This window comes from Vibrio sp. AH4, from assembly GCF_030710545.1.
Classification (GTDB): domain Bacteria; phylum Pseudomonadota; class Gammaproteobacteria; order Enterobacterales; family Vibrionaceae; genus Vibrio; species Vibrio metoecus.
Window position 1 is genome coordinate 650,093 of record NZ_JALAIV010000003.1, and the last position, 22,037, is coordinate 672,129.

Below are 22,037 nucleotides of genomic sequence, written 5' to 3' on the forward strand. Positions count from 1 at the left end.
TGTCGTATGTCTATTGTGCCTATCATAATTGTGCTGTTTTCTGCGCTGTTGCATGCGGGCTGGAACATCATCGGCAAACGCTACCAAAGTTCGGGTCCTTCGTTCTTTCTTGGCGCCACGTCAGCGACGTCACTACTCCTCACTCCTTATATTTTGTGGTATTTCAGTGAAATTGGTTGGTCAACGCTGCCGACTCAATTTTGGTTACTCCTGATTGTGAGTGGGCTGAGCCAAATGGTGTACATGCTAGGGCTGGCTTTTGCTTACAGCAAAGTGGATATCGGCATTGCTTATCCTTTAGCGCGTGGATTGCCCGTGTTGTTGGTTGGAGCGGGCACTGTGATGCTGGGCTATGACTTACAGCTTAATCAGTGGCTAGGATTTGCGTTGATCACGCTCGGCTGTTTGATGATCCCGCTACAAAAATTCCGTCAGTTTCGTTTCGCCGATTATGCCAACCTCGGCATTGTGTGGGCTCTAGTCGCAGCGCTAGGCACGGCAGGGTATTCGATTATCGATAAAGAAGCGTTGGCGATCATAGAACAAAACGTAGGTATACAGATGCCTGCCAGTTACTCTGCCGTACTTTATTTGGGGATTCAATTTTGGGCGATGTGTTTGCCACTGACGATCTGGTATTTACTCACTGGCCAACGCGCCCCATTTGTTGAAGCATGGCGCATTCGTTATACCGCGACTATCGCGGGACTCATGATGGGGGGGACTTATAGCCTAGTGCTCTATGCCATGACGTTAACCGAGAACGTCAGTTTTATTGTCGCGCTACGCCAAACCAGCATTGTATTTGGTTTACTGATGGGCATCGGTTTTCTAGGAGAACGCTGGTATATGACTCGAATCTTGGGGATCGGGGCGATTGTGGCAGGGCTTGTGGTGGCATTGGTATAACAGACAATAAAAAATGGCCCGTAGGCCATTTGATAAAAATCGCGCTATCCAGAGGATGGATTAAGCACTCGGAGAGTTTTGATTGGCAGCAGCAAGCATCTTACGGACAAGGACTGAAGCCAGTAAAGCAACGCCAACCATCACCACCGCTAGCATAGTCAGCAGTTTGAAGTAATCACCGTAAATGATCTGTACGATCTGTTGAGTCACAACTTGGCCTTTTTCCAATGCGATGGAGGTGGAGAACACGGCGCCAATAATGCCACTGAGCGCCATCGCGATATAAAACAAGCTCACTGAGAAGTTCTCAATCTGTTTTGGGGCAACCGACAGAATAAATGCCACCACTAAGCTTCCTACCACGACTTCGGCAAACGCTTGGAAGAAATGGATCACCAAGAACACTTCTGGGCGGATAATTGCCTCTTCACCAACGGTGGAAACGGCAAACGTCAAAATGCCAAATGAAATAGCGGTTAGCACAAAGGCAAACGCGATTTTGGTTGCGGTTGAGAAGGTAATGCCACGCTTTTCTAGTGTAGAAAACAGATAGGAGATGGCGGGGCCTGCCACAATACACCAAAGTGGGTTCATGGCCATCGAGGCTTCTGGGGCAATCGGGATGATGCCAAACAGGTCGCCGCGCATGGTATTAATCGTGACCATGGTCATCGAGGTCATCATTTGCCCGTAATACACAAAGAAGCAGGTGGTCAGCACCGTCACAATCAAGATGGTGCCCATTTTCAGCGCTTCAGCATGGCTTACTTTAAACATCAAGCTGATGAAATACATAATTGCCGCAAGGCCAATGGCGTACACGATGTTTTGGCCAATTGCCATGTTTGAGAACATGAAAAATACCAACCCAACCATCGCGAGTGAAAGCACACCAAATGCTATCCAGTTGCTCAAGCTGACAGGCTGTTGATCCTTGTCACTGGCAACATGAATCAGCGGGCGGCGCATGGTCACAATCGTCAAAGTAGCGAGTGTCGCCATCAGGGCTGATAACGCAAAGCTGCCATGAAAACCAAGCAGCAGTACCAACATCGGGAATAAATACTGCCCCAATAATGCCCCGACATTGTTCACGGAATAGTTAACGGGATAACCATTGTTGAAATCCTCTTCACTGGCGAAAGTTCGCTTGTACAAACTGGGGTAGGAAGGGGACATCAAGCCACGAGCATAGCTGGCAAGTGCAATACCCACCAAGCTCAGCGGTACGTTGGTGGAAGAGGCACCGAGAACCAACAAGCCGTAGCCAACCGCAAAAGTTAAATAAGAAATGGCCAGTGATCGATAGGCGCCAAGAAATTTATCGGCAATAAAGCCTCCAGCGATGGCAAACAAGGGGCCAATCGAGGAGAATGCTCCAACCACCATCATGGTATCGGCTTCACTGTAGTTAAGATCTTCCAAGAAGAAACGGGTCAGGATCACCATCACACCGTAAAACGAGAGGCCAAACATCATTTGGCAGAACATCATTGATTTATTGAGTTTATTCCACATATCGGTCTATTTCGACATTGCCTGCTAGTGTATAAAACCAAATACCTTTAATACGCCAGCATCTAATAAAATTAAGGGCGCGATTATGGCAGAAAAAATCCGTGATGTACTCATTTTCTGAAATCAGAGAATCCCTTGATGGTGTAGAGCTTTACATCCTGTTAAAAAATATGAAATTCTGTTTATCAGAAAAATCAAACAAGGAAGATCGTCATGCCCACCACTCGCCCCATTTTTATCGTACTGGGTAAACGCTTAAATTCGGATCAATTGACGTTAGAGGGAAAAAGTCGGGTAGAGGGATTAATTTCTGCGTTACAGTGTCATGAAAATCAAACGGCTTTAGTGGTGTTTTGCGGCGGTGTCACTCAACGGCAATCCGCATCAGAAGCACAGCGAATGTATGAATATTTCCAAACGCGATGCCAGCAGTTGGCACTTTCGCTGCCACACGTTCAAGTATTGCTGGAGCAACAATCCACCAGCACAGTAGAAAATATCGAGCATGTCGCACAAGTATTGCTCACCAGTGGCCATCTTCGAGTTGGTGATACGCTGACATTGACCTTGGTTTCAAATGACTACCATCTCAAACGAATTTTTGAGATTCAGCAACTGATGGATGAACAAGGGTTACTGCGCACGTTGGATGAACGTTGCCAACAGGCCGGGGTTCGGCTGAACATTTCTCGTGATCTTAATGCACATATTAACGTGCCATACCCGCATCGAAGCCAACAAGGTGTCCGATTTTTGTGGGTTGATGAACTGACGACTTATCGTGTTTTCCTTGAGGGTGTAACAGTAAATGCTTTCCAAAGACCCCTTGAGGAAGTTCGCCAAGCACCATACCAAATCGCTCAAACCGCGCTCGCTCAGTTGCGGCGACATTGTGAGAATGAACCCATCATGTTGGCGCAACTTGCTCTTATCGCGACAGTTGTCGAATCTGAGGCAGACTTAACCACAGCAGCGAGTGTCGGTGATCTGTTAGCCGTTCTCGATACGGAGCTAACGCTACTCAACCGACTTTGTGATCCCGAGCTTGACCGAACTGGTCGTTGGTGGAAGCGCTAAACAACCAGATGGAAAAAGGCAGCAACGCTGCCTTATCGAATGTTATTGGCTAGCGTGGTTTTTCCTGAAATATTCCCACTGTTCCATGCGTTCACCTGCTGGGGTTACGCAATAGGTTACACGTTGTCCATCTTCTGTCACCATCTCCAACTTACCACCTTGTTCAACACAGTACACTGAGGCTGGATTGGCCATAGATGTGTATTCCTTCACGGTATACTCGTTTTCTTGGCGTGCACAGCCAGTCAGTAGGGTTACTCCAACAATACTGGCGAGTAATAAGGCTACCTTGTTCATACTGTCTCCATTTTGGTTACGGGTTGCATATCAGTATTCTACAAAAAATAGGTTTTGCCATATGTCAGGTTTGTCAAAAGATCGATGCTGTCTACAATTAAGAAAAGCTTAATTAAACAGCATTTTTAGTCTGATTTTTCTTGATGTCTAACCTGTTAAGGGGGATAGCATGTCATCGCTTAAGTATCGATTAGTGACACGCAGTGATTTTGATGGTTTGGTGTGTGCAGTTTTGCTCAAAAGTATCGAACTGATTGATGATATTCAGTTTGTCCATCCTAAAGACATGCAAGATGGCAAAGTTCCTATTACGGAACGAGATATCATCACTAACTTGCCTTACGTTGCCAACGCTCACTTAGTTTTTGACCATCACTTATCTGAAACGTTACGCAATAAAGGTGAACGTTCTAACCACATCATTAATCCTAATGCTCCGTCGGCTGCTCGCGTGGTATGGGATTATTACGGTGGCCAAAAAACCTTTCCATTCGAATGGCTTGAAATGATGTCTGCCGTTGATAAAGGCGATTCCGCCCAATTTACTCGTGATGAAGTTTTGGATTCTACCGGTTGGAATTTACTGAATTTTCTGATGGACGCGCGAACTGGTTTGGGGCGTTTCCATAATTTTCGGATCTCTAACTACAACTTGATGATGGCTCTGATCGATCACTGTACCCATGCCAGCATTGAAGACATTCTCGAACTTCCCGATATTAAAGAGCGCGTGGATTTATACCGTGAGCATGAAATTCGATTTAAAGAGCAAATCCAACGTTGTAGTAAAGTCTATAAGAATTTGATTCTCCTTGATTTGATGGAGGAGGAAACGATTTACGCGGGTAACCGTTTCATCATCTATGCACTGTTTCCGCAGTGTAATATTTCCATTCATAAGATGTGGGGCTTTCAAAAGCAAAACATCGTTTTTGCTACTGGGAAGTCCATTTTCGATCGCAGTTCAAAAACCAATATTGGTGAGTTGATGCTTAAATATGGTGGGGGGGGGCATGCTGCGGCGGGAACCTGCCAGATTGCGGTGGAAGATGCGGATCGTGTCGAAAAAGAGTTGATCACCAAAATCAATGCTGACGGTTAAATTTGATTCAGCGCAAATAGACCCTGATTTATCAGGGTCTTCAACTTTTTGATGTGTTAGCATCGCTCAAAACCGTTGGAAGTTGGAAAAGGAGAGCCGATGAAACCGTTATATGTCGCCGTACATCCAGAGATTAAACCTTTGAATGAGCAACGTATCGTGCAACGTAAAGCTGCACGAGCGATTGCAATGCAAGGTGAGCAAATTTTGCTGCTGTATACCGAACGCTACCATGACTATTCATTACCGGGTGGCGGTTTGGAGACTGACGAAGATGTGCTTATGGGCATGATTCGTGAACTGCAAGAAGAAACGGGTGCACAAAATATCCGTAATATTGAACCGTTTGGTTTATATCAAGAGTTTCGTCCATGGAACAAGCAACAAGATGTCGATGTAATTCATATGGTGTCTTACTGTTATCGCTGTGAAGTGGATGCCCAATTAGGTTCACCCCAATTGGAAAGTTATGAACAACGCAATGGAATGAAACCGGTCTGGGTGAACATTCATGAGGCGATTGCTCACAATGAACAGACACTGCTTAAAGATCCTCGCAAAGGCATGAGCATTGAGCGTGAAACCTATCTTCTACGTTTGATTGCTAAAACACTTCATTGATCACGTTTCAGGGGAAGAATTTCCCCTGACCCCTCTTGCTGCTCAGCGGTAACTTACAGTAGTTTGGTTATATACTTATTCAAATTACTGAATTATCAATTTTTTGTATTGTCTTAGTCCAAGCCAGAAATTAGGCACATAAACTATTGGATGACGTGTTATCAGGGAGAGAGCTATGCGCAATTGGAAGCCAATCGCACTGGGTATTACCTTTGCATTATCCAGCCAACTCAGTTGGGCTGCAGTGGTGGAAACCACCCGTCTAGTCGGGTTTGGGGAAGCAAAGTACCCAGAAAACTTTACCCACTTTGATTATGTCAATTCACAAGCCCCCAAATATGGCAAAGTCACCTTTGGTGAGCTAGGAACTTACGACAACTTTAACCGCTTTGCCTCACGTGGGGTATCCGCGGCTAACACGGAAGAGCTGTATGACCCGTTAATGTTTTCTCCAGCCGATGAAATTGACTCTTACTATCCCTTGATCGCCAGTAAGATTCGTTATTCCGATGACTATCGCTGGTTAGAAATCGATCTCAACCCGAAAGCACGTTTTCATGATGGCAAGCCCATCACCGCGCAGGATGTTGAATTCACCTTTAATAAATTTATGACCGAAGGTGTTCCGCAATATCGCGTTTACTACAAAGATGTACAGTCGGTAAAAGCTCTCTCTGAACACACCGTTCGAATCGAAATGAAGCAGCCTAATCGAGAACAGCTGTTCAGCCTCGCGCAATCAACGCGAGTGTTACCCAAGCACTTTTGGCAAGATAAGAATTTGGCAGAGCCACTCAATCAACCGCCGGTAGGCAGCAGTGCTTACCAAATCGTCGATTTTAAACCGGGCCAAAGTGTGACCTATAAACTTGACCCCAACTATTGGGCAAAAGATTTACCCGTCAATGTCGGGCGGAATAATTTTGCGCAGATCCAATACGATTATTACCGCGATGACACGGTAATGCTTGAAGCGTTCAAAGCGGGCGAGTTTGATTTGCGCCAAGAAAGCCAAGCGAAGTTCTGGGCTACATCCTACACCGGTACTCACTTTGATCAGGGTTTCATCAAAAAAGAAGAGATTGCCCATCAAGCCCCCGCATCCACGCAAGGTTTTATCTTCAACACTCAGCGGGCGGTTTTCCAAGATGTTCGTGTTCGTGAAGCGTTAAATTATGCGCTTGATTTCGAATGGATGAATAAAAACCTGTTCTACGATCAATACAAACGGACACGCAGTTACTTTCAAAATACGGAATATGAAGCACAAGGTCTCCCCGATGCAGCGGAGTTAGCGGTGTTGTCTCCGTATAAAGAACAAGTTCCAGCACGCGTTTTTACGGAGGCTTATCAACCCTCTGTAACCGATGGGAGCGGGCGTATCCGCAATCAAATGCGCGAAGCTTTTGCTCTACTAAAAGAGGCCGGATGGGAGTTGAAAAACAAGGTGATGACCAATGTGAAAACAGGGGAAGCACTAAGTTTCGAGCTACTGATTTACAATCCAACCACAGAGCGCATTGCCATCCCACTGCAAAAGAATCTGCAGTTGATGGGGATCGAAATGAAAATCCGCACCGTAGATACCACGCAATATACTAAACGCCTGCGTGATCGCGATTTTGATATGATCTCGCAAGGCTATGGTGCCAATCCTTATCCTAGCCCTAATCTGTTGATTGTGTGGAACTCAAACTATATGGATTCTACCTACAACTCCGCTGGGGCAAATGATCCGGTGATCGATGCATTAACCGAGCAAATTGCCAAAAACCAACAAGATACCGAAAAACTGCTGGCATTAGGTCGCGCATTAGATCGCGTATTGCAATGGAAGTTTTACATTATTCCTCAGTGGCACTTAAGCATTTATCGTGTGGCCATGTGGGATAAATTCCGTCGACCAGACGTATTACCCAAATACTCGTTAGGATTGGATACTTGGTGGGTTGACCAAGAAAAAGCCGCGCGGCTTCCAGAAAAACGGCGTTAGGAGGCGCAATGCTCAGCTATATTCTGCGCCGTTTGTTATTGGTGATACCCACGTTGTGGGCGATCATAACCATCAACTTTTTCATCATCCAAATCGCGCCGGGAGGTCCGGTTGAACAGGCGATTGCGCAACTTGAAGGCAATACATCGGGCTTGATGGAGCGTTTTTCCGGTGGTGGGCAAGAGGTTGCGCCAACGACAGATGCTCCGGTTTCGGGCTATAAAGGCTCACGAGGACTTGATCCACAAGTGGTGGCAGAAATCACTCGTCGCTTTGGCTTTGATAAGCCATTGCATGAGCGCTATTTTCAAATGTTGAAAGACTATACCACCTTTAATTTTGGCGAAAGTCTCTTTAGAGGCGGCAATGTGATTGATCTGATTATCGAAAGGTTACCAGTTTCAATATCATTGGGCTTATGGAGCACATTGCTGATTTACTTGATCTCCATTCCGCTTGGGATCAGTAAAGCCATTCATCACGGTTCGCGATTCGATGTATGGTCAAGTGCCGTCGTCATTATCGGTTATGCCATTCCTGGATTTCTGTTCGCGATTATCTTGATCATTCTGTTTGCCAGTGGCAACTACTTCAGTTGGTTTCCATTGCGCGGATTGGTTTCCGATAACTTTGCGGCTTTGCCTTGGTATGCGCAGATCATCGACTATTTTTGGCATTTAACTTTACCCACCATTGCCATGGTGATTGGCGGTTTTGCCACGTTAAGTATGCTCACCAAAAATTCCTTTCTGGATGAAATCAACAAACAATATGTGGTCACCGCCCGAGCCAAAGGGTTGGATGAACGACAAATTCTCTACAAGCACGTTTTCCGTAACGCCATGTTAATCATTATTGCCGGATTCCCTAGTGCATTTATCAGTATTTTCTTCACTGGCTCAATGCTGATTGAAGTGATGTTTTCTCTTGAAGGGATTGGTTTGCTCGGCTTTGAAGCGACGATTCAACGTGACTATCCCTTAGTGTTCAGCTCACTTTATATCATGACCTTATTAGGGCTATTGCTCGGTATCCTATCGGATTTGACTTATATGTGGGTTGACCCCCGTATTGATTTTGAGGCTCGCTAAACATGATGTGGCAACGTAACAAGCGTGCGCCCAACCCGTTGATTGAAGCTCGCTGGGCTCGATTCAAATCCAATCGGCGCGGGTTCTGGTCATTATGGATTTTCCTACTGCTGTTTGTGATGAGCCTGTTTGCTGAACTGATCGCCAACGATAAACCATTGTTAATTCATTACAACGGTGGTTGGTATACACCGATTATGCAGCGTTACAGTGAAACCCAGTTCGGGGGGGAATTTGATACAGAAGCGGATTACACCGACCCGTATGTGATCGGATTAATTGAAGAAAAAGGGCAAATCATTTGGCCGCCGATTCGTTTCCACTACGACACGATTAACTTCAATATTGCTGGCAGTGTGCCGTCAGCGCCGGATGCCGTGAACTGGCTCGGCACGGATGATAAAGGTCGCGATGTTTTAGCGCGGATTATTTACGGTTTTCGTATCTCCGTTCTTTTCGGTTTTGTGTTAACGGTGATCTCCTCATTCATTGGCGTGCTGGTTGGTGCTACTCAAGGTTACTACGGCGGTTGGCTCGACCTGTTTGGTCAACGCTTTATTGAAGTTTGGTCCGGTATGCCAACCCTGTTTCTTTTAATTATCTTATCTAGCTTTGTGGAGCCTAACTTTTGGTGGCTACTTGGCATCATGGTTCTGTTTAGTTGGATGAGCTTAGTCGGTGTAGTGCGTGCGGAATTTTTGCGCTGTCGAAATTTTGATTATGTGCGAGCCGCGCAAGCGATGGGCGTGAGTGATATTCGTATTATTTTACGTCACATGCTACCCAACGCGATGGTGGCCTCATTAACTATGATGCCGTTTATTCTCTCAGGCTCTGTGACCACTCTTACCTCACTCGATTTTCTTGGTTTTGGCTTGCCAGCGGGGTCGCCGTCACTCGGTGAACTTCTCGCACAAGGCAAAGCCAATCTTCAAGCGCCTTGGCTTGGTATATCTGCCTTTGTGGTACTTTCCTCGATGTTGACGCTATTAGTTTTTATCGGAGAAGCGGTACGCGATGCCTTTGACCCACACTTGCAACGGAGTACTTCATGAGCGAATGGGTATTAGAAATTGACAACCTCTCAGTGGGATTTGGCGCAGCTGGGCAAGTTCGCCCAGTGACTGAAGGTGTGTCTTTGCAAGTGGCTCGCGGGGAAACCTTAGCGTTAGTCGGCGAAAGTGGATCAGGAAAGTCAGTGACGGCCAATGCTATTTTGCGTTTACTTCCCAAAGGTTCAGCACACTATTTGAGTGGCCAAATTCGATTTGCCGATATTGATACGTTACGTTGTTCAGAACGAGCGCTGCGCGGGATCCGTGGCGGTCGAATTGGCATGATCTTTCAAGAGCCGATGGTTTCACTCAATCCACTGCACAAAATTGGTAAACAACTGCTAGAAACACTGGCGATTCACCGCGGTATAAGAGCAACAATCGCGGAGCAAAAAGCGATTGAATGGTTAGGAAAGGTTGGGATTCGTAATCCAGAAATGAAGATCAATGCTTATCCACATGAGCTTTCTGGTGGCGAACGCCAACGCGTGATGATCGCGATGGCACTGATTAATGAACCTGAACTGTTGATTGCGGATGAGCCCACGACAGCGTTAGATGTGTCGGTACAAGCTCAGATTCTTGATCTGCTGAAATCATTGCAACAAGAACTGGGTATGGCCATGTTGTTCATCACCCATGATTTGAGCATTGTACGACGCATTGCAGATCGAGTGGCTGTGATGCAACAGGGTAAATTGGTTGAAACCAATCAGTGTCAAGCTTTGTTTCATTCCCCTTTGCATCCGTATACCCAACAATTGATTAATGCCGATCCGCGAGGCACACCAGTGCCTGTTACCCCTAACGCACCAACTTTGCTGCAAGCTGAAAATTTGCGGGTCTGGTTCCCAATTAAAGGTGGGTTATTGAGGCGTACACAGGCTTATATCAAAGCCGTCACCGATATGAATTTTACACTGCTCAAAGGGCAATCATTGGGTGTCGTGGGTGAGAGTGGCTCAGGGAAATCGACTACGGGAATGGCAATTTTAAAGCTGTTATCGTCACAGGGCGTGATCCGCTATTTAGGGGAAGATCTGCAACCGCTCAAACGGCACGAAATGTTGCCTTTTCGCAGTAAAATGCAGGTCGTGTTTCAAGATCCATATTCAGCGCTCAACCCCAGAATGTCGGTCGCGCAAGTGATTGGTGAAGGGTTACGCGTACACACTCAACTCAATGATGAACAAATTGATCAAGCGATTTGCGAAGTGATGCACGAAGTGGGGCTAGACAGTGAAACACGGCATCGTTACCCCAACGAGTTTTCGGGTGGGCAAAGGCAGCGCATCGCCATTGCTCGTGCTCTGGTGCTCAAGCCAGAGTTTATTTTGCTTGATGAGCCCACATCCTCACTCGATCGCACCGTTCAAGCGCAAGTTCTGGATTTACTCAAAGATCTGCAGCAAAAACATCACCTCACATATCTGTTTATCAGCCATGATTTGGCGGTGATCCGTGCCATTTGTCATCAAACCATTGTGATGAAAGCCGGGGAGGTGGTTGAGCAGGGTGAAACTCAAAGGCTCTTTGCAGCACCTCATCATCCTTACACTCAAGAACTAGTCCAGCTATCGTCACTCAATCACTAACTCACCATACCCGGTAGTGGGATCAAATTGGCGAGAGAAACGTTGTTGTGGATAGTGGTGAATCATCAGTTCTGCCGTGGTATTGATGATGTTGCCATCAAGTAAATGGCCGCCCCAAGCACGCCCTTGTGCATCTGCAACTGTGATGTGTATATGGCAGTGATCATAGGTTAGGGTGCCAGAGAGAGAAAGAATTTCAAACGGTGCGCTCACCTGCATCAGAGAGACGCTATCGGCTAGACGCAGATTAAGGTTTGAAAGACACCCAACGCAAGAGGCAATCGATCCAGCATGAATGCCATGCTTTTTTACCAGGTGAGTGATCTGTTGTTTAAGGTCATCGCCCTGAGTTAGGCGAACCGCAATAAGTTCAATCATGCTCGCCCCTCAATTAACTGAGTTAACACCGTTAAACCTTGTTCAAGATCCGTCTGACGCTGTGCCTTACCCAACACTCGCATCCCTTGCATTTGGGTGAGAATTAATTTGGCGATAGCATCCGCAGGTAAAGTGGTCGATATCTGTTTTTGCTGCATGGCATTATCGAGCGCTCGGGTCATCAATCCGAGTAATCGGTCGAAAAGGGCATGACCTTTGCTGAGAACTTCGTGATCAGCCCCCGCGTGCTCAACTAAAGCATTTTGGATAAAACAACCGTTTTTAGAGGTTTTCTGCAAATCGGCAAACCCTTCAAGAAAGGCTTTCAACTCTCCCCAGCCGGCATTTTCATGCTCAAGTGCTTTTAACGTCGGACCACTCGTCAACGCCAGATAGTGATCAAGCGCTTCATAGTACAGTGTCTGCTTATCACCGAAGGCGTTATACAAACTGAAGCGGTTGATTTGTAGGTGATCAACCAAATCAGAAATGGCGGTATTGGCGTAGCCTTTTTGCCAAAACAACCGCATTGCTTCGTGCAATTTTTCTTCTCGATCAAAGTTGCATTTTCTTGCCATTCGAAACTCTACTACTGAAAAATATATTCTTGACTGAACGTTCAGAAACTGCGTAGAGTATAACCAGAACGATCGTTCAGAAAAAGAAAATAAGGACAGTAGAATGAAATTATATGAAACCGCTATGACACCCAGCAGCCGCCGAGTTTCGATTTTTCTTAAAGAATTAGGTTTGGATGTTGAACGTGTTCATGTGGATATTCGTAGCGGAGAAAACTTGTCCGATACGTTCCTCAGCAAAAGTCTTAATGGCAAAGTGCCGCTACTTGAATTAGATGATGGTACGACCTTGTGTGAAAGTGTGGCTATTTGTCGCTATTTTGATCAAACCTATCCTAATTCGCAGCAACTGTTTGGCCGCTCACCTTTAGAGCAAGCTCAAATAGAAATGTGGCATCGAGTGGTTGAGTTTCAGGGGCTCTACGCTGGATTCCAAGCGTTTCGCAATTTGACGGGCATCTACAAAGACCGTGAAAACTGCGTTTATGCTTGGGGCGAAGAGAGTAAAGCACGAGTTGTCACCTTCTTACCTCAACTTGAACAACGTCTGGCAGAGTCTACATTTATTGCTACGGATCGTTTCACTATTGTGGATATCACCGCCTACATTTTTATTGGCTTTGTCCAAAAAGCACTCGAATTGCCCGTAGCCGAAAACTATCCGCACATTACTCGCTGGTATGAGCAAGTGACTCAACGCCCAGCTTTTCAATAAGGAATATTTCCATGATTGATTTTTATACTGCAGCTACGCCAAATGGCCACAAAATTGCGATTGCATTGGAAGAGATGGGGCTGGAATACACGACTCATGCGCTTAATCTTTCCAGTAATGAGCAAAAACAACCTGAATTCACCGCGATTAACCCCAATGGTCGAATTCCTGCAATAGTTGACCGTGATAACGATGATTTTGCCGTTTTTGAGTCGGGGGCTATTTTGCTGTATCTGGCCGAGAAAACAGGCATGTTCTTGCCACAAGAAAGCAAAGCTCGTTCACGTGTGATCCAGTGGTTAATGTTCCAGATGGGCGGTGTGGGTCCGATGATGGGACAAGCCAATGTGTTTTACCGCTATTTCCCTGAAAAAATTCAGCCTGCCATCGACCGTTACCAAAAAGAAGGTCGACGCTTATTTGAAGTAATGGACGGGCAACTGGCGCAAAATGCGTATCTGGCAGGTAATGAATACTCGATAGCCGATATCGCGACATTCCCATGGGTACGAATTCACGAATGGAGTGGGATCTCAATCGATGGCTTACCCCATTTACAACGTTGGATGAATAAAATTGCGCAACGTCCGGCGGTAATAAAAGGTTTAACGGTTCCACCCCCAAGCACTGTAAGTGATGAAGAGCGCGCGAAACAGATCCGCAATATGGTCACACGATAACGCTCTCCTTATTCAATATAGCGGCTAACAATTTTATCCAGTTGGCCGCTACTTTTTAGCTCAGCTAATGCAACATTAAATGCAGCAACAAATTTGCTCTGGTAAGGATACTGTTCAAGATTTTGATTGGTGAAACCAATGTAACCTTGTTCAATACTCAGTTTCGCCGCGATCGAAAAGTTGGCATTTTCAATCGCACCTTCTCGTTTTAACCGAGCTAATTCCCACAAAATCGAAATGTGATCATTGATGTAGCAGTCAATTCTGTCACCGCGTAACTTTAAAAGATTCACCCGATTACTATTTGCAGTTTCAACCGTGAACTTTTTTTCATTTACCGCTTGCCAAAAGGCCTGACCACCGGCACCGAATCCATCATTGATACCTATTTTTAAACCATAAAAATCTTTTGGCCATTCGGTCAGGTTTTTACGGTTTAACCATTTGTTTTGGCAAAACACGACCACCTCTTCATCGAGGATAGGATCTGAATAAGGTTGGATGTAAGGGCGCTTGTTGGAGTAATAATAAGGGGGGAGAAGGGCAAAAATTCGCCCTGCTTCAAGCAACTTTAAACCACGTCGCCAAGGGGTAGGTTGTAAAACAATCTCAAACTCCTCCATCAAGGTATCGGCTGAGCGCACAATGTCTGGGTAAATCCCCATGGCTTGGCCGTTCTCGGCATAACTGTAAGGAGGATAAGAGTCATCAGTGAAAATGGTCACGCTGATTGGCTTCGCATAGAGAGAGGTTGAGATTAGCCAAGAGCACATCAAGAGCACATCAATACGCATAGTTGCCTGATCAAAGAGTACGTTGATAATCTTTAGTTTAGTGTTTGTTTGCGTTGACGTTGGTAATTACGTTTGAAAAAGCTAAACTGCGGAAAATTTTTTGAGAGTAATGTCATGACAGACGAACAATTCAATCCACAAGATGAAGAAATCGAAATTGAAGCTATCGGTGTGGAAGTTTCTAGCCAACCCATTGAACTGTATAAAGTGCTGAAAATAGCGAACGCCATTAGCGGTGGTGGGGAGGCAAAACACGTGATCAGTGAAGGGTATGTGTTTGTCAATGGTGAAGAAGAAACTCGTAAGCGTCGTAAAGTCTATGACGGTGATCTCATTGAATTTAATCAAGAGTTTTACGTCGTGATTTGTGATGTCCCTGTTACTGAATCCGTACCTAGCGTAGCAGCTCCGAAAAAGTCAGTAAAAAATGAGGCAGAAGCGGCTCCATCAAGTAAAAAGGCCTCTGCTAAAAAGAAAGAGAAAGCTCAAAAGAATTCGTCGAAGACAAAACAAAACAAGTCGAAAGAAGAAAAAAAACCGGCAAGCGGTGATTCAGTAGCCAGTTCAGGACGCAGTGCTATCCGCTTCTTCTGACGTGACAGTGTCGCAAATACAGCTAGACGGATGTGTCAGTCTAGCTGTATTTGCTTGTTTGATGATTCAGTTACAAAGAGCAGTGTGCTTTCTTTCCCTGATAAGGTGGGAGAGTGCTGATTGTCGCACTCAAATCCGCGATACGAGTATTGTGCGATGGGTGAGTAGAGAGAAGCTCTGGCGGCTGCTTACCCCCTGATGCTTTTGCCATATTTTTCCAAAGCTCAATGCTCTGGGCTGGATCAAATCCCGCTTTAGCCATCAACGCTAACCCCAATACATCCGCCTCAGATTCTTGGCTTCGCCCGTAAGGTAGAATAACGCCATATTGTACGCCCACACCCAGTGCTCCCATCGTCAAATTACGGTATTGACTGTATTCTGATGCACCAATAGCAATATCGGTTAATTGTAAGCCCGCATTCGCTAATTGTGATTGTGATAAACGTTCATTGCTGTGATTAGAAAGTACATGAGCGACTTCATGTCCGAGGACTGTTGCCAATTGATCTTGGTTAACCGCCACCTTCAACAGTCCTGTGTAAACACCTATTTTTCCGCCTGGTAATGCAAAAGCGTTAACTTGATCGCTTTCAAAAACCACCACTTCCCATTGAGAAAAGCCTTTTTGTGCAGGGACTTGAGCAGTAATCGCATTTGCAACACACTGCACATAGGCGTTCGTTTTTACATTTTTATTAACGGGGATTTCTTGTTTCATCTGCGTAAAAGATTGTGAGCCAAGCTGGCTCATATCATTATCAGAGAATAGGAGTAATTGATTTCTGCCTGTGGGAGATGCGGTACATGCGGTTAAGCCTATCGTCATCAATAAAGCGAGCGCCAATCGAGCCTTATTCATTATCTATTCCTTCATTTTGTGGCACTGATGAGTGCCATCAATATTATCATCAAGCAATCATAATGTTACATCTTTCACTCACTTGAAGCCCGGCGAGGATCCTCATTTTGTGTAAGTACGCGCGAGTCGGTACAATATGCTTTCAGCCGATTCTCTTAGGATTTTGTCATGGCCATCTGGAACAAACCTATTACGTTAGAAGTGCTAAATGCGACTTCTAAAAATACACTCATCGAACATTTAAATATCGTTTATACCCAGTTAACGGACAATAGTATCTCAGCAACCATGCCGGTATGCCACTTCACGCATCAACCATTAGGGATGTTGCATGGTGGTGCATCTGTCGTTTTGGCTGAAACTTTGGGCTCCGTTGCGGCTAATTTTAGCGTTGGAGAAGAGGCATATTGCGTAGGTTTGGACATCAATGCCAACCATGTCCGCGCGATGCGAGAGGGAATGGTGATTGGTACAGCAACACCGTTACATATGGGGATTTCAACCCAAGTTTGGCAAATCGAAATCAAAGACGAACAAGGGCATTTGGTTTGTATCAGCCGACTCACCGTTGCCGTCAAACGAGCACGCGTACAAAAAAACCAGCAGTCATGAGAGGTTTAAGTGGTTATTCAATTTAAAGGCGGCAAAATCATCCTCACTCCACATGAAGTGGTTGTCCGTTTAGGGAGTGAAAATATGGTGACTCTACAAGCGTACTCCGATGCCATTACGTTGATGGGAAATGGGGCCAATGTGTTGGTCGCTAATGGAAGTGAAGCTAAATGGTCACTCAAATTGGATGATGAAGCGCAACTGCGCATCATAGCCCAAACGCTGGGTTGTGATGTGCTCTAAAAGTTTTTTCGTGAGGCTTGCTCATTTCATAAAAAATAGGGAAACTGCTTAAAAATAGAATCGTTATGAGTTTTCCTCTTTATGAGTAGCCCCCGCTTACGTGTTCAGTTCGAAACGCTCTTTGAGCACTTTCAAGGCCAAGATGTTGAAACCCAGCTTGAAGATGTTACAGACATCCTATTTTGTACCCGCCGTAATGCGCGGATCGTACTGAATAAAATGGAAGAAGAGGGGTGGATCGAATGGCATCCTGCAGCAGGACGCGGCAAACTCTCGCAGCTCATTTTTAAACGTAGCCGTGCCGATGTGAGTGAGAACCTCGCTCGTCGCTATCTTAACGAAGGAAAAATTAGTCAAGCCTTTGCGGTTCTTGATCAAGATGCCGCAAAATTAACCCAAGTGATTGAAAGCTATCTGGGTGTTCAACACCAAGAAGGGCTACAAGTGGTAAGGCTTCCATACTACCGCCAGCTTTCAATGTTGAACCCGCAAAAACCGATGCGCCGCTCAGAACAGCATATCGCTCGGCAAGTGTTCAGTGGGCTCACCCGTCTTGACGAAGATGAACAATTACAACCCGATTTGGCGCACGCTTGGCAAGCCATTTCACAAACACATTGGCGATTCTACTTACGCCCAGGAGTCCGTTTTCATAACGGAAACCTACTTACCACCGAACTGGTGGTGCAGAATCTCTGGCAGTTACGTTTATTGAATCTATTTGCGCACATTGATCGTGTCGATTCTCCCTATCCTTGGGCGGTTGATGTCTATTTGCAAAAGCCGGATGCTTATCTACCTTTAATGCTGTCTGAGGCTTGCGCGAAAATTCTTCCAGCAGAAGCGGATCGTAACCCAGATTTTGATTTGATGCCGGTTGGTTCCGGTCCTTACAAAGTAGTTATCAATGATGAAAAACGCTTAGTTTTACAAGCATTTGATGGCTATTTTGGTTTCCGTCCACTTCTCGATCGAGTGGAGGTTTGGGTCATCGATGAAGTGCACTCTTCAATGGTTTTTCCGAGTTTGTCGAACCCGATCAAATCGGCCCGCGGTTCATCTACCGAAGATGTAGAACTGGATCCCGGATGCACCTATTTACTGCTGAATCGCCGCACTGGGGTAGCCCAAAATGAGCATTGGGCGCGTTATTTATCCGAAAAACTCAGTGCTCTAAATCTGTTTCGTCTTCTCCCTGAAGACAAAATTATTGAGCTTGGGGTTTTACCTGCATATGGCTTAAAGCCGGGGTGGTACCATCATTCAACCCCACAACACAGAACATTCCCCCCAGAAACGAAAGAACTGACGATTGCGTATCACGCCCAACACCCGATGTTTCCCACGGTTGCTAGTGCGATAAAGCAATTGCTCAATCAAGATGGGATGAGTGTCAACATCATCAAGTATGAACATACAGTCTCTGATACAGACAATGTGGATATTTGGATTAAACCAATGGGTATCGCCAATCATCGTGATGATGCGCTAGCTGGCTGGTTACTCAACTATTCTGATATTGAGTTTTTGAGCCAGAATGAAGATTTCAAACAATGGGAGAGCTTAATTGATGGCTGGCGAGCAGATCCATCCGCCGTGTTTCCAGCGAAAGAATTAGGTAAGTCTTTGGTCGAAAAGCATCAATTGATCCCAATGTTTCACTGCTGGCTTGGGATTAGTAAAGATCAGTGTGGTGCTCTACAAAATGCGAAATGCAATGCGCTCGGTTGGTTTGACTTTAGCCAAGTTTGGGTAAAGCCCGATATTTCGACTCATCAAGTTTAGCCTCGGTTTGATCTTGATCGCTAATCAGTCAGTTTTGCAAAATAAACCCTGCTTAGCCCACAACTCAGTGCTAGACTTACGGCGAAATTGATTGTGACTCTTAGGAGGATAAGTGGAACTGGCATTGATCATTGCTTTTATCGTTGCTGCTGCAGTAATGGTGAAAAAAGAGATGGCAGAGAACAAATAATTCATTTCATCACCTTTTAAATTCCTTTTGAATGAAGTGTTCTTTAAGAAAAAAGCCAGCGTAAGCTGGCTTTTTGTCTTTGGATTAGAACTGGTAATCGAGAGAAATCCCCCAGTTACGTCCTGGTTGAGATTGGTAGTCAATATTGAACGCTTCGGTTCCTGTTTTTCCAGAAATATCCGAGTAGTGCCAGTACTTCTTATCAAATAAGTTAAACAGTCCAGCACGAACCGTGAGATCTTTTACTGGAACATAATACGCAGTAAGGTCAACTACGGTATAACCCGCTACATCGAGGTTGTTATCAAGTTGCCACTCATCTTTGCTGGCCACCATTTTCACATTGAGCGCTGAACCAAAGTTCACTTGATCATAACCTAGCCCAAACACACTGGTTAATGGCGCAACGGTATCAATCTCTTTACCCGTTGCTTTATCTTCACCGTGCGCATAAGCGACCGCTAGGCGAGCATAGCTACCATGAGGAAGAGGAGATATCGTATCCAGTAATAGAGTAGAACTGAGTTCAGCTCCGTAAATACGAACTTCGTCGATATTGTATTTACTGATTACATCTTTGCCACCAGACTGACCAGTTTTAGTTTGTGTGATGAAGTCTTTGTAATCATTAATAAATACAGCAAATTCCATATTGCCATACGCATTATTTCCGCGAGTTCCCACTTCATACGAGATACTGCGTTCAGCTTTTAAATCAGGGTTAGCTTCAATAATCGCTCCGCGGCTGTAGAAGTAATAAAGGTCATAAACTGTTGGAGCTTTAAATCCTTGACTGATCTGACCAAACAGCGCGAGGTTCTCTTTTAAGTGGTAAACTGCGCCAAGCTTCCCAGTAAAGGCATTGTCTTTATTTGGTTGATATTGGGTAGTAAAACCTGCGTCTGTTTTTGGTGTAGCTTCATACGAGTCATATCGTAAACCCGCGGTCAGAATTAATTGCTCATCCATTAGGTACATCTGATCTTGAGCAAATATTCCCCATTTCTGAACATCTGCATCTGGCATCTCGGCTTGAACAGGATTAGAAGTACCAGTCCGGTACAAATGGTCAACGTTATTGATGCTAAAGTCGTTGTTTAAATAGCTTCCACCATAGGAAATGTCGTGAGAGACACCTTGTTTCTCAATTAACTTATTAAATTGAGCATCAACTTGGACTGACTTATCCTCTGTATCTCGCTCTCGCATACGAGAACCATACTTTACAGTAGTATCATAGTTTTTGTTCAAAGCGCTTGATTCTTGGTAACTCAACGAAATCTTACTTTCATCTACCAGCAAACTATTCATTAACCATTGATGGTCGAGGGATACACGAGTGCGATCGTTCGTATCCTCAGTATATGCATTTGAGTAAGTTATCCCTCCCATGGAATAACCGTTATAGTTTAATTTGTTCTCATCATAATTTTTAACGTAGTGCTCTAAGGTTAAACCTACACGATGAGCCTCATTCACTTGATATTGTGCTTTAGCTAAGACATTACCTAGATCAGTATCCGCAGGGTTAGTTGCACCGCGTTTAGGTCCTTCAATGTCAGCGCCTGAACCGTGAGATTGAGTTTCGTGACCTTGTGCATAAGTGGCCATTACTAACGTCTCGAGTTTGCCTTCGCGCATTGCCCAAGTCAGAGTATTTTTGAACTGCTCGTCTACAGACGTGTAGGTTGACTTAATACCAAAGCGATGGCCATCACCGTCACCCACTAACACGTCACTTGGGTTTTTGGTACGAAACTGAACTAAACCACCCAATGCATCCGAACCATATAGCGTCGAAGAGGGGCCCTTGTTAACTTCAATCGCTTGTAAAGTATCAACTTCAATGCCATTACTGTATTTGCTCTGCGTATTTGCACCTGAGTTGTAACCTACTGGTTGCTGAACGCCATCAATAACTGTCAATATCCGGCTATCTTCCATGCCACGAATGTTGAAACCTGAAATACCAAAGCGACTACCAGATTTCACTTCTACACCAGGGGTGTATTTGAGTGCATCTTTAGCATTTGTGGCCAAACTACTATCAATATCTTTAGCGCTGACGGTATCAATTGAAGCAGCAACATCTTGTTTATCCTGAGCTGAACGTGTCGCTGTGACGACAACTTCATTGAATTGTGACTCTTGTTCAGCGTATGCTGAAGGCACGAGTGCTAGCATGATCGCGCTAGAGAGCAGAGACTTTTTATACATTTGAACTACCTGCAATTTCCATGTTGAGTAAAACGCAGGAATTCTAATAAATATTAATGATAATTGCTATCATTTGTGTTTAATTGTTTGCGTAATGTGAAAAGAACAGGACTTGAGTTTTCTAAATGAATTTTATAATCAAAGGGTTATATTATTCATAATGGCATTTATGATATCGACAATTGTGACTTTCATCACGGTTTGCGATGTTAACTATCAATAGGAGAGAGCATTGTTAAGTCCAATCACTCTTGAAGCGCTGCATATTTTGGATGCAATTGAGCGTAGAGGCAGTTTTGCAGCCGCAGCTAATGAGCTTAATCGAGCACCGAGTTCATTGAGCTATCAAATCCAAAAGCTTGAACAGGATTTGGATTTGATGATCTTTGATCGCTCCGGTCATCGAGCCAATTTTACTGAAGCGGGCAAACTTATCTTAGAGCGGGGCAGGGCCATCTTGGCTGCGACCGAAAAATTGGTCAATGATGCTACGTTACTGGCTAATGGCTGGGAGCTCGATATCACGATTGCACTGGATGGTATTGTGCCCGCAGCGAATCTTTTTCCTATGGTCGAAGCACTGGGTAACATCAGTAAAACGCGAGTGCGCATTCAAGATGAAATTTTGGCGGGTTCCTGGGAAGCCTTAGCGACAGGGCGTGCGGATTTGTTGATCTGCCCGCGCATCGAAGCCTTGCCACAAGACGTTAAAGCAGAAACTATTGGCACAATGAAAATGGTATGGGTTGCCGCACCCACACATTACGTACATCGACGTGTTGGCGAATTTAATGAAGAGGCAAGAGAAAAATACCGAGCCATTGCGATTGCGGATACCGCCCGAGAACAACCGGCGATGAGCGTGAATATTTTACAGCGCCAACCTCGCTTAACAGTGAGTAACTTAGACGCTAAATGCAAAGCTTTGGTTGCTGGTTTAGGAATAGGAACTTTACCGCAACAAGTTGCAAAAAGTTATATTGAACAAGGTGAGCTACAGCGTATCAACGGCTCTGAAGACTCAGACATGGAAATTGTTCTTGCTTGGCGACGCAACCAAATGGGCGAAGCCAAATCATGGTGTATCCAATATCTCAAAAAGAACTGGAATTGGTCGTAGATCGTAAGAAG

At 45.0% G+C, this 22,037-nt stretch carries 22 protein-coding genes; 15 read left to right on the top strand and 7 right to left on the bottom strand.

Features of this window, described 5'->3' with window-relative positions:
- The first annotated feature begins 6 nt into the window (after positions 1 to 6).
- The gene (locus MKA69_RS15965) at positions 7 to 909 is read left to right on the top strand and encodes a DMT family transporter (protein ID WP_055032852.1); all 903 of its coding nucleotides are present in this window, start codon (positions 7 to 9) and stop codon (positions 907 to 909) included.
- Positions 910 to 969: 60 nt separating this feature from the next.
- On the opposite strand, the gene MKA69_RS15970 is transcribed toward MKA69_RS15965, so the two are convergent.
- Entirely contained in the window at positions 970 to 2,427 is a 1,458-nt protein-coding gene (locus tag MKA69_RS15970; RefSeq protein ID WP_305848473.1) for a peptide MFS transporter, read from the bottom strand.
- 213 nt (positions 2,428 to 2,640) lie between these two features.
- On the opposite strand from MKA69_RS15970, the gene MKA69_RS15975 reads away from it, so the two are divergent.
- The gene (locus MKA69_RS15975) at positions 2,641 to 3,504 is read left to right on the top strand and encodes a YdcF family protein (RefSeq protein WP_305848474.1); all 864 of its coding nucleotides are present in this window, start codon (positions 2,641 to 2,643) and stop codon (positions 3,502 to 3,504) included.
- A gap of 42 nt (positions 3,505 to 3,546) precedes the next feature.
- On the opposite strand, the gene MKA69_RS15980 is transcribed toward MKA69_RS15975, so the two are convergent.
- On the bottom strand, positions 3,547 to 3,801 hold the full coding sequence (locus tag MKA69_RS15980; RefSeq protein WP_055027770.1) for a DUF333 domain-containing protein: 255 nt from the start codon (positions 3,799 to 3,801) through the stop codon (positions 3,547 to 3,549).
- A 169-nt stretch (positions 3,802 to 3,970) separates the two neighbouring features.
- Between MKA69_RS15980 and MKA69_RS15985 the strand changes: the two genes are divergently transcribed.
- The 6 genes from MKA69_RS15985 (at position 3,971) to MKA69_RS16010 (ending at position 11,258) form a co-directional block, all read left to right on the top strand.
- Positions 3,971 to 4,903: an exopolyphosphatase gene (locus MKA69_RS15985; RefSeq protein ID WP_055029562.1), complete on the top strand. Its 933-nt coding sequence runs from the start codon at positions 3,971 to 3,973 to the stop codon at positions 4,901 to 4,903.
- Between the two features lie 99 nt (positions 4,904 to 5,002).
- A complete protein-coding gene (locus MKA69_RS15990) occupies positions 5,003 to 5,524 on the top strand; it encodes an NUDIX hydrolase (RefSeq protein WP_305848475.1) in 522 nt (173 codons plus the stop codon).
- Between the two features lie 175 nt (positions 5,525 to 5,699).
- Entirely contained in the window at positions 5,700 to 7,517 is a 1,818-nt protein-coding gene (locus tag MKA69_RS15995) for an extracellular solute-binding protein (protein WP_305848476.1), read from the top strand.
- Between the two features lie 8 nt (positions 7,518 to 7,525).
- Positions 7,526 to 8,608 (top strand): microcin C ABC transporter permease YejB, encoded by a 1,083-nt coding sequence (locus tag MKA69_RS16000; RefSeq protein WP_305848477.1) that lies wholly within the window; start codon positions 7,526 to 7,528, stop codon positions 8,606 to 8,608.
- A gap of 2 nt (positions 8,609 to 8,610) precedes the next feature.
- Positions 8,611 to 9,663, top strand: a complete 1,053-nt coding sequence (locus tag MKA69_RS16005) for an ABC transporter permease (RefSeq protein ID WP_371131871.1) — start codon at positions 8,611 to 8,613, stop codon at positions 9,661 to 9,663.
- Positions 9,660 to 11,258, top strand: a complete 1,599-nt coding sequence (locus tag MKA69_RS16010) for an ABC transporter ATP-binding protein (protein WP_305848478.1) — start codon at positions 9,660 to 9,662, stop codon at positions 11,256 to 11,258. Before MKA69_RS16005 ends, MKA69_RS16010 begins: the two co-directional genes overlap by 4 nt.
- On the opposite strand, the gene MKA69_RS16015 is transcribed toward MKA69_RS16010, so the two are convergent.
- Positions 11,244 to 11,636, bottom strand: a complete 393-nt coding sequence (locus MKA69_RS16015; RefSeq protein ID WP_095468984.1) for a PPC domain-containing DNA-binding protein — start codon at positions 11,634 to 11,636, stop codon at positions 11,244 to 11,246. The genes MKA69_RS16010 and MKA69_RS16015 overlap by 15 nt on opposite strands.
- A complete protein-coding gene (locus tag MKA69_RS16020; RefSeq protein ID WP_000101298.1) occupies positions 11,633 to 12,214 on the bottom strand; it encodes a TetR/AcrR family transcriptional regulator in 582 nt (193 codons plus the stop codon). The genes MKA69_RS16015 and MKA69_RS16020 overlap by 4 nt, the downstream gene beginning before the upstream one ends.
- Before the next feature lie 103 nt (positions 12,215 to 12,317).
- Here MKA69_RS16020 and MKA69_RS16025 point away from each other — a divergent pair, with 103 nt between their 5' ends.
- Both MKA69_RS16025 and MKA69_RS16030 read left to right on the top strand, forming a co-directional pair.
- Positions 12,318 to 12,929 (top strand): glutathione S-transferase family protein, encoded by a 612-nt coding sequence (locus MKA69_RS16025; protein WP_305848479.1) that lies wholly within the window; start codon positions 12,318 to 12,320, stop codon positions 12,927 to 12,929.
- 11 nt (positions 12,930 to 12,940) lie between these two features.
- Entirely contained in the window at positions 12,941 to 13,609 is a 669-nt protein-coding gene (locus tag MKA69_RS16030; protein WP_305848480.1) for a glutathione S-transferase family protein, read from the top strand.
- 8 nt (positions 13,610 to 13,617) lie between these two features.
- Here MKA69_RS16030 and MKA69_RS16035 read toward each other — a convergent pair whose 3' ends face one another.
- Positions 13,618 to 14,367: an ABC transporter substrate-binding protein gene (locus MKA69_RS16035; protein WP_305848643.1), complete on the bottom strand. Its 750-nt coding sequence runs from the start codon at positions 14,365 to 14,367 to the stop codon at positions 13,618 to 13,620.
- 150 nt (positions 14,368 to 14,517) lie between these two features.
- On the opposite strand from MKA69_RS16035, the gene MKA69_RS16040 reads away from it, so the two are divergent.
- Positions 14,518 to 14,997, top strand: coding sequence for an RNA-binding S4 domain-containing protein (locus MKA69_RS16040; protein WP_305848481.1), 480 nt, complete (start codon positions 14,518 to 14,520; stop codon positions 14,995 to 14,997).
- A 70-nt stretch (positions 14,998 to 15,067) separates the two neighbouring features.
- Here the strand turns inward: MKA69_RS16040 and MKA69_RS16045 are convergent, their stop codons facing one another.
- Positions 15,068 to 15,859 (bottom strand): M48 family metallopeptidase, encoded by a 792-nt coding sequence (locus tag MKA69_RS16045; RefSeq protein ID WP_001030456.1) that lies wholly within the window; start codon positions 15,857 to 15,859, stop codon positions 15,068 to 15,070.
- A gap of 168 nt (positions 15,860 to 16,027) precedes the next feature.
- Here MKA69_RS16045 and MKA69_RS16050 point away from each other — a divergent pair, with 168 nt between their 5' ends.
- The 3 genes from MKA69_RS16050 (at position 16,028) to MKA69_RS16060 (ending at position 18,499) form a co-directional block, all read left to right on the top strand.
- A complete protein-coding gene (locus MKA69_RS16050; protein ID WP_001029268.1) occupies positions 16,028 to 16,471 on the top strand; it encodes a hotdog fold thioesterase in 444 nt (147 codons plus the stop codon).
- A 9-nt stretch (positions 16,472 to 16,480) separates the two neighbouring features.
- On the top strand, positions 16,481 to 16,714 hold the full coding sequence (locus MKA69_RS16055; protein ID WP_000236587.1) for a DUF3389 domain-containing protein: 234 nt from the start codon (positions 16,481 to 16,483) through the stop codon (positions 16,712 to 16,714).
- An 81-nt stretch (positions 16,715 to 16,795) separates the two neighbouring features.
- Positions 16,796 to 18,499, top strand: coding sequence for an SgrR family transcriptional regulator (locus MKA69_RS16060; protein WP_055030858.1), 1,704 nt, complete (start codon positions 16,796 to 16,798; stop codon positions 18,497 to 18,499).
- A gap of 274 nt (positions 18,500 to 18,773) precedes the next feature.
- Here MKA69_RS16060 and MKA69_RS16065 read toward each other — a convergent pair whose 3' ends face one another.
- Positions 18,774 to 20,906 (bottom strand): TonB-dependent hemoglobin/transferrin/lactoferrin family receptor, encoded by a 2,133-nt coding sequence (locus tag MKA69_RS16065; RefSeq protein ID WP_305848482.1) that lies wholly within the window; start codon positions 20,904 to 20,906, stop codon positions 18,774 to 18,776.
- A 232-nt stretch (positions 20,907 to 21,138) separates the two neighbouring features.
- Between MKA69_RS16065 and MKA69_RS16070 the strand changes: the two genes are divergently transcribed.
- Positions 21,139 to 22,026 (top strand): LysR substrate-binding domain-containing protein, encoded by an 888-nt coding sequence (locus tag MKA69_RS16070; protein WP_305848483.1) that lies wholly within the window; start codon positions 21,139 to 21,141, stop codon positions 22,024 to 22,026.
- The last annotated feature ends 11 nt before the right edge of the window (positions 22,027 to 22,037 follow it).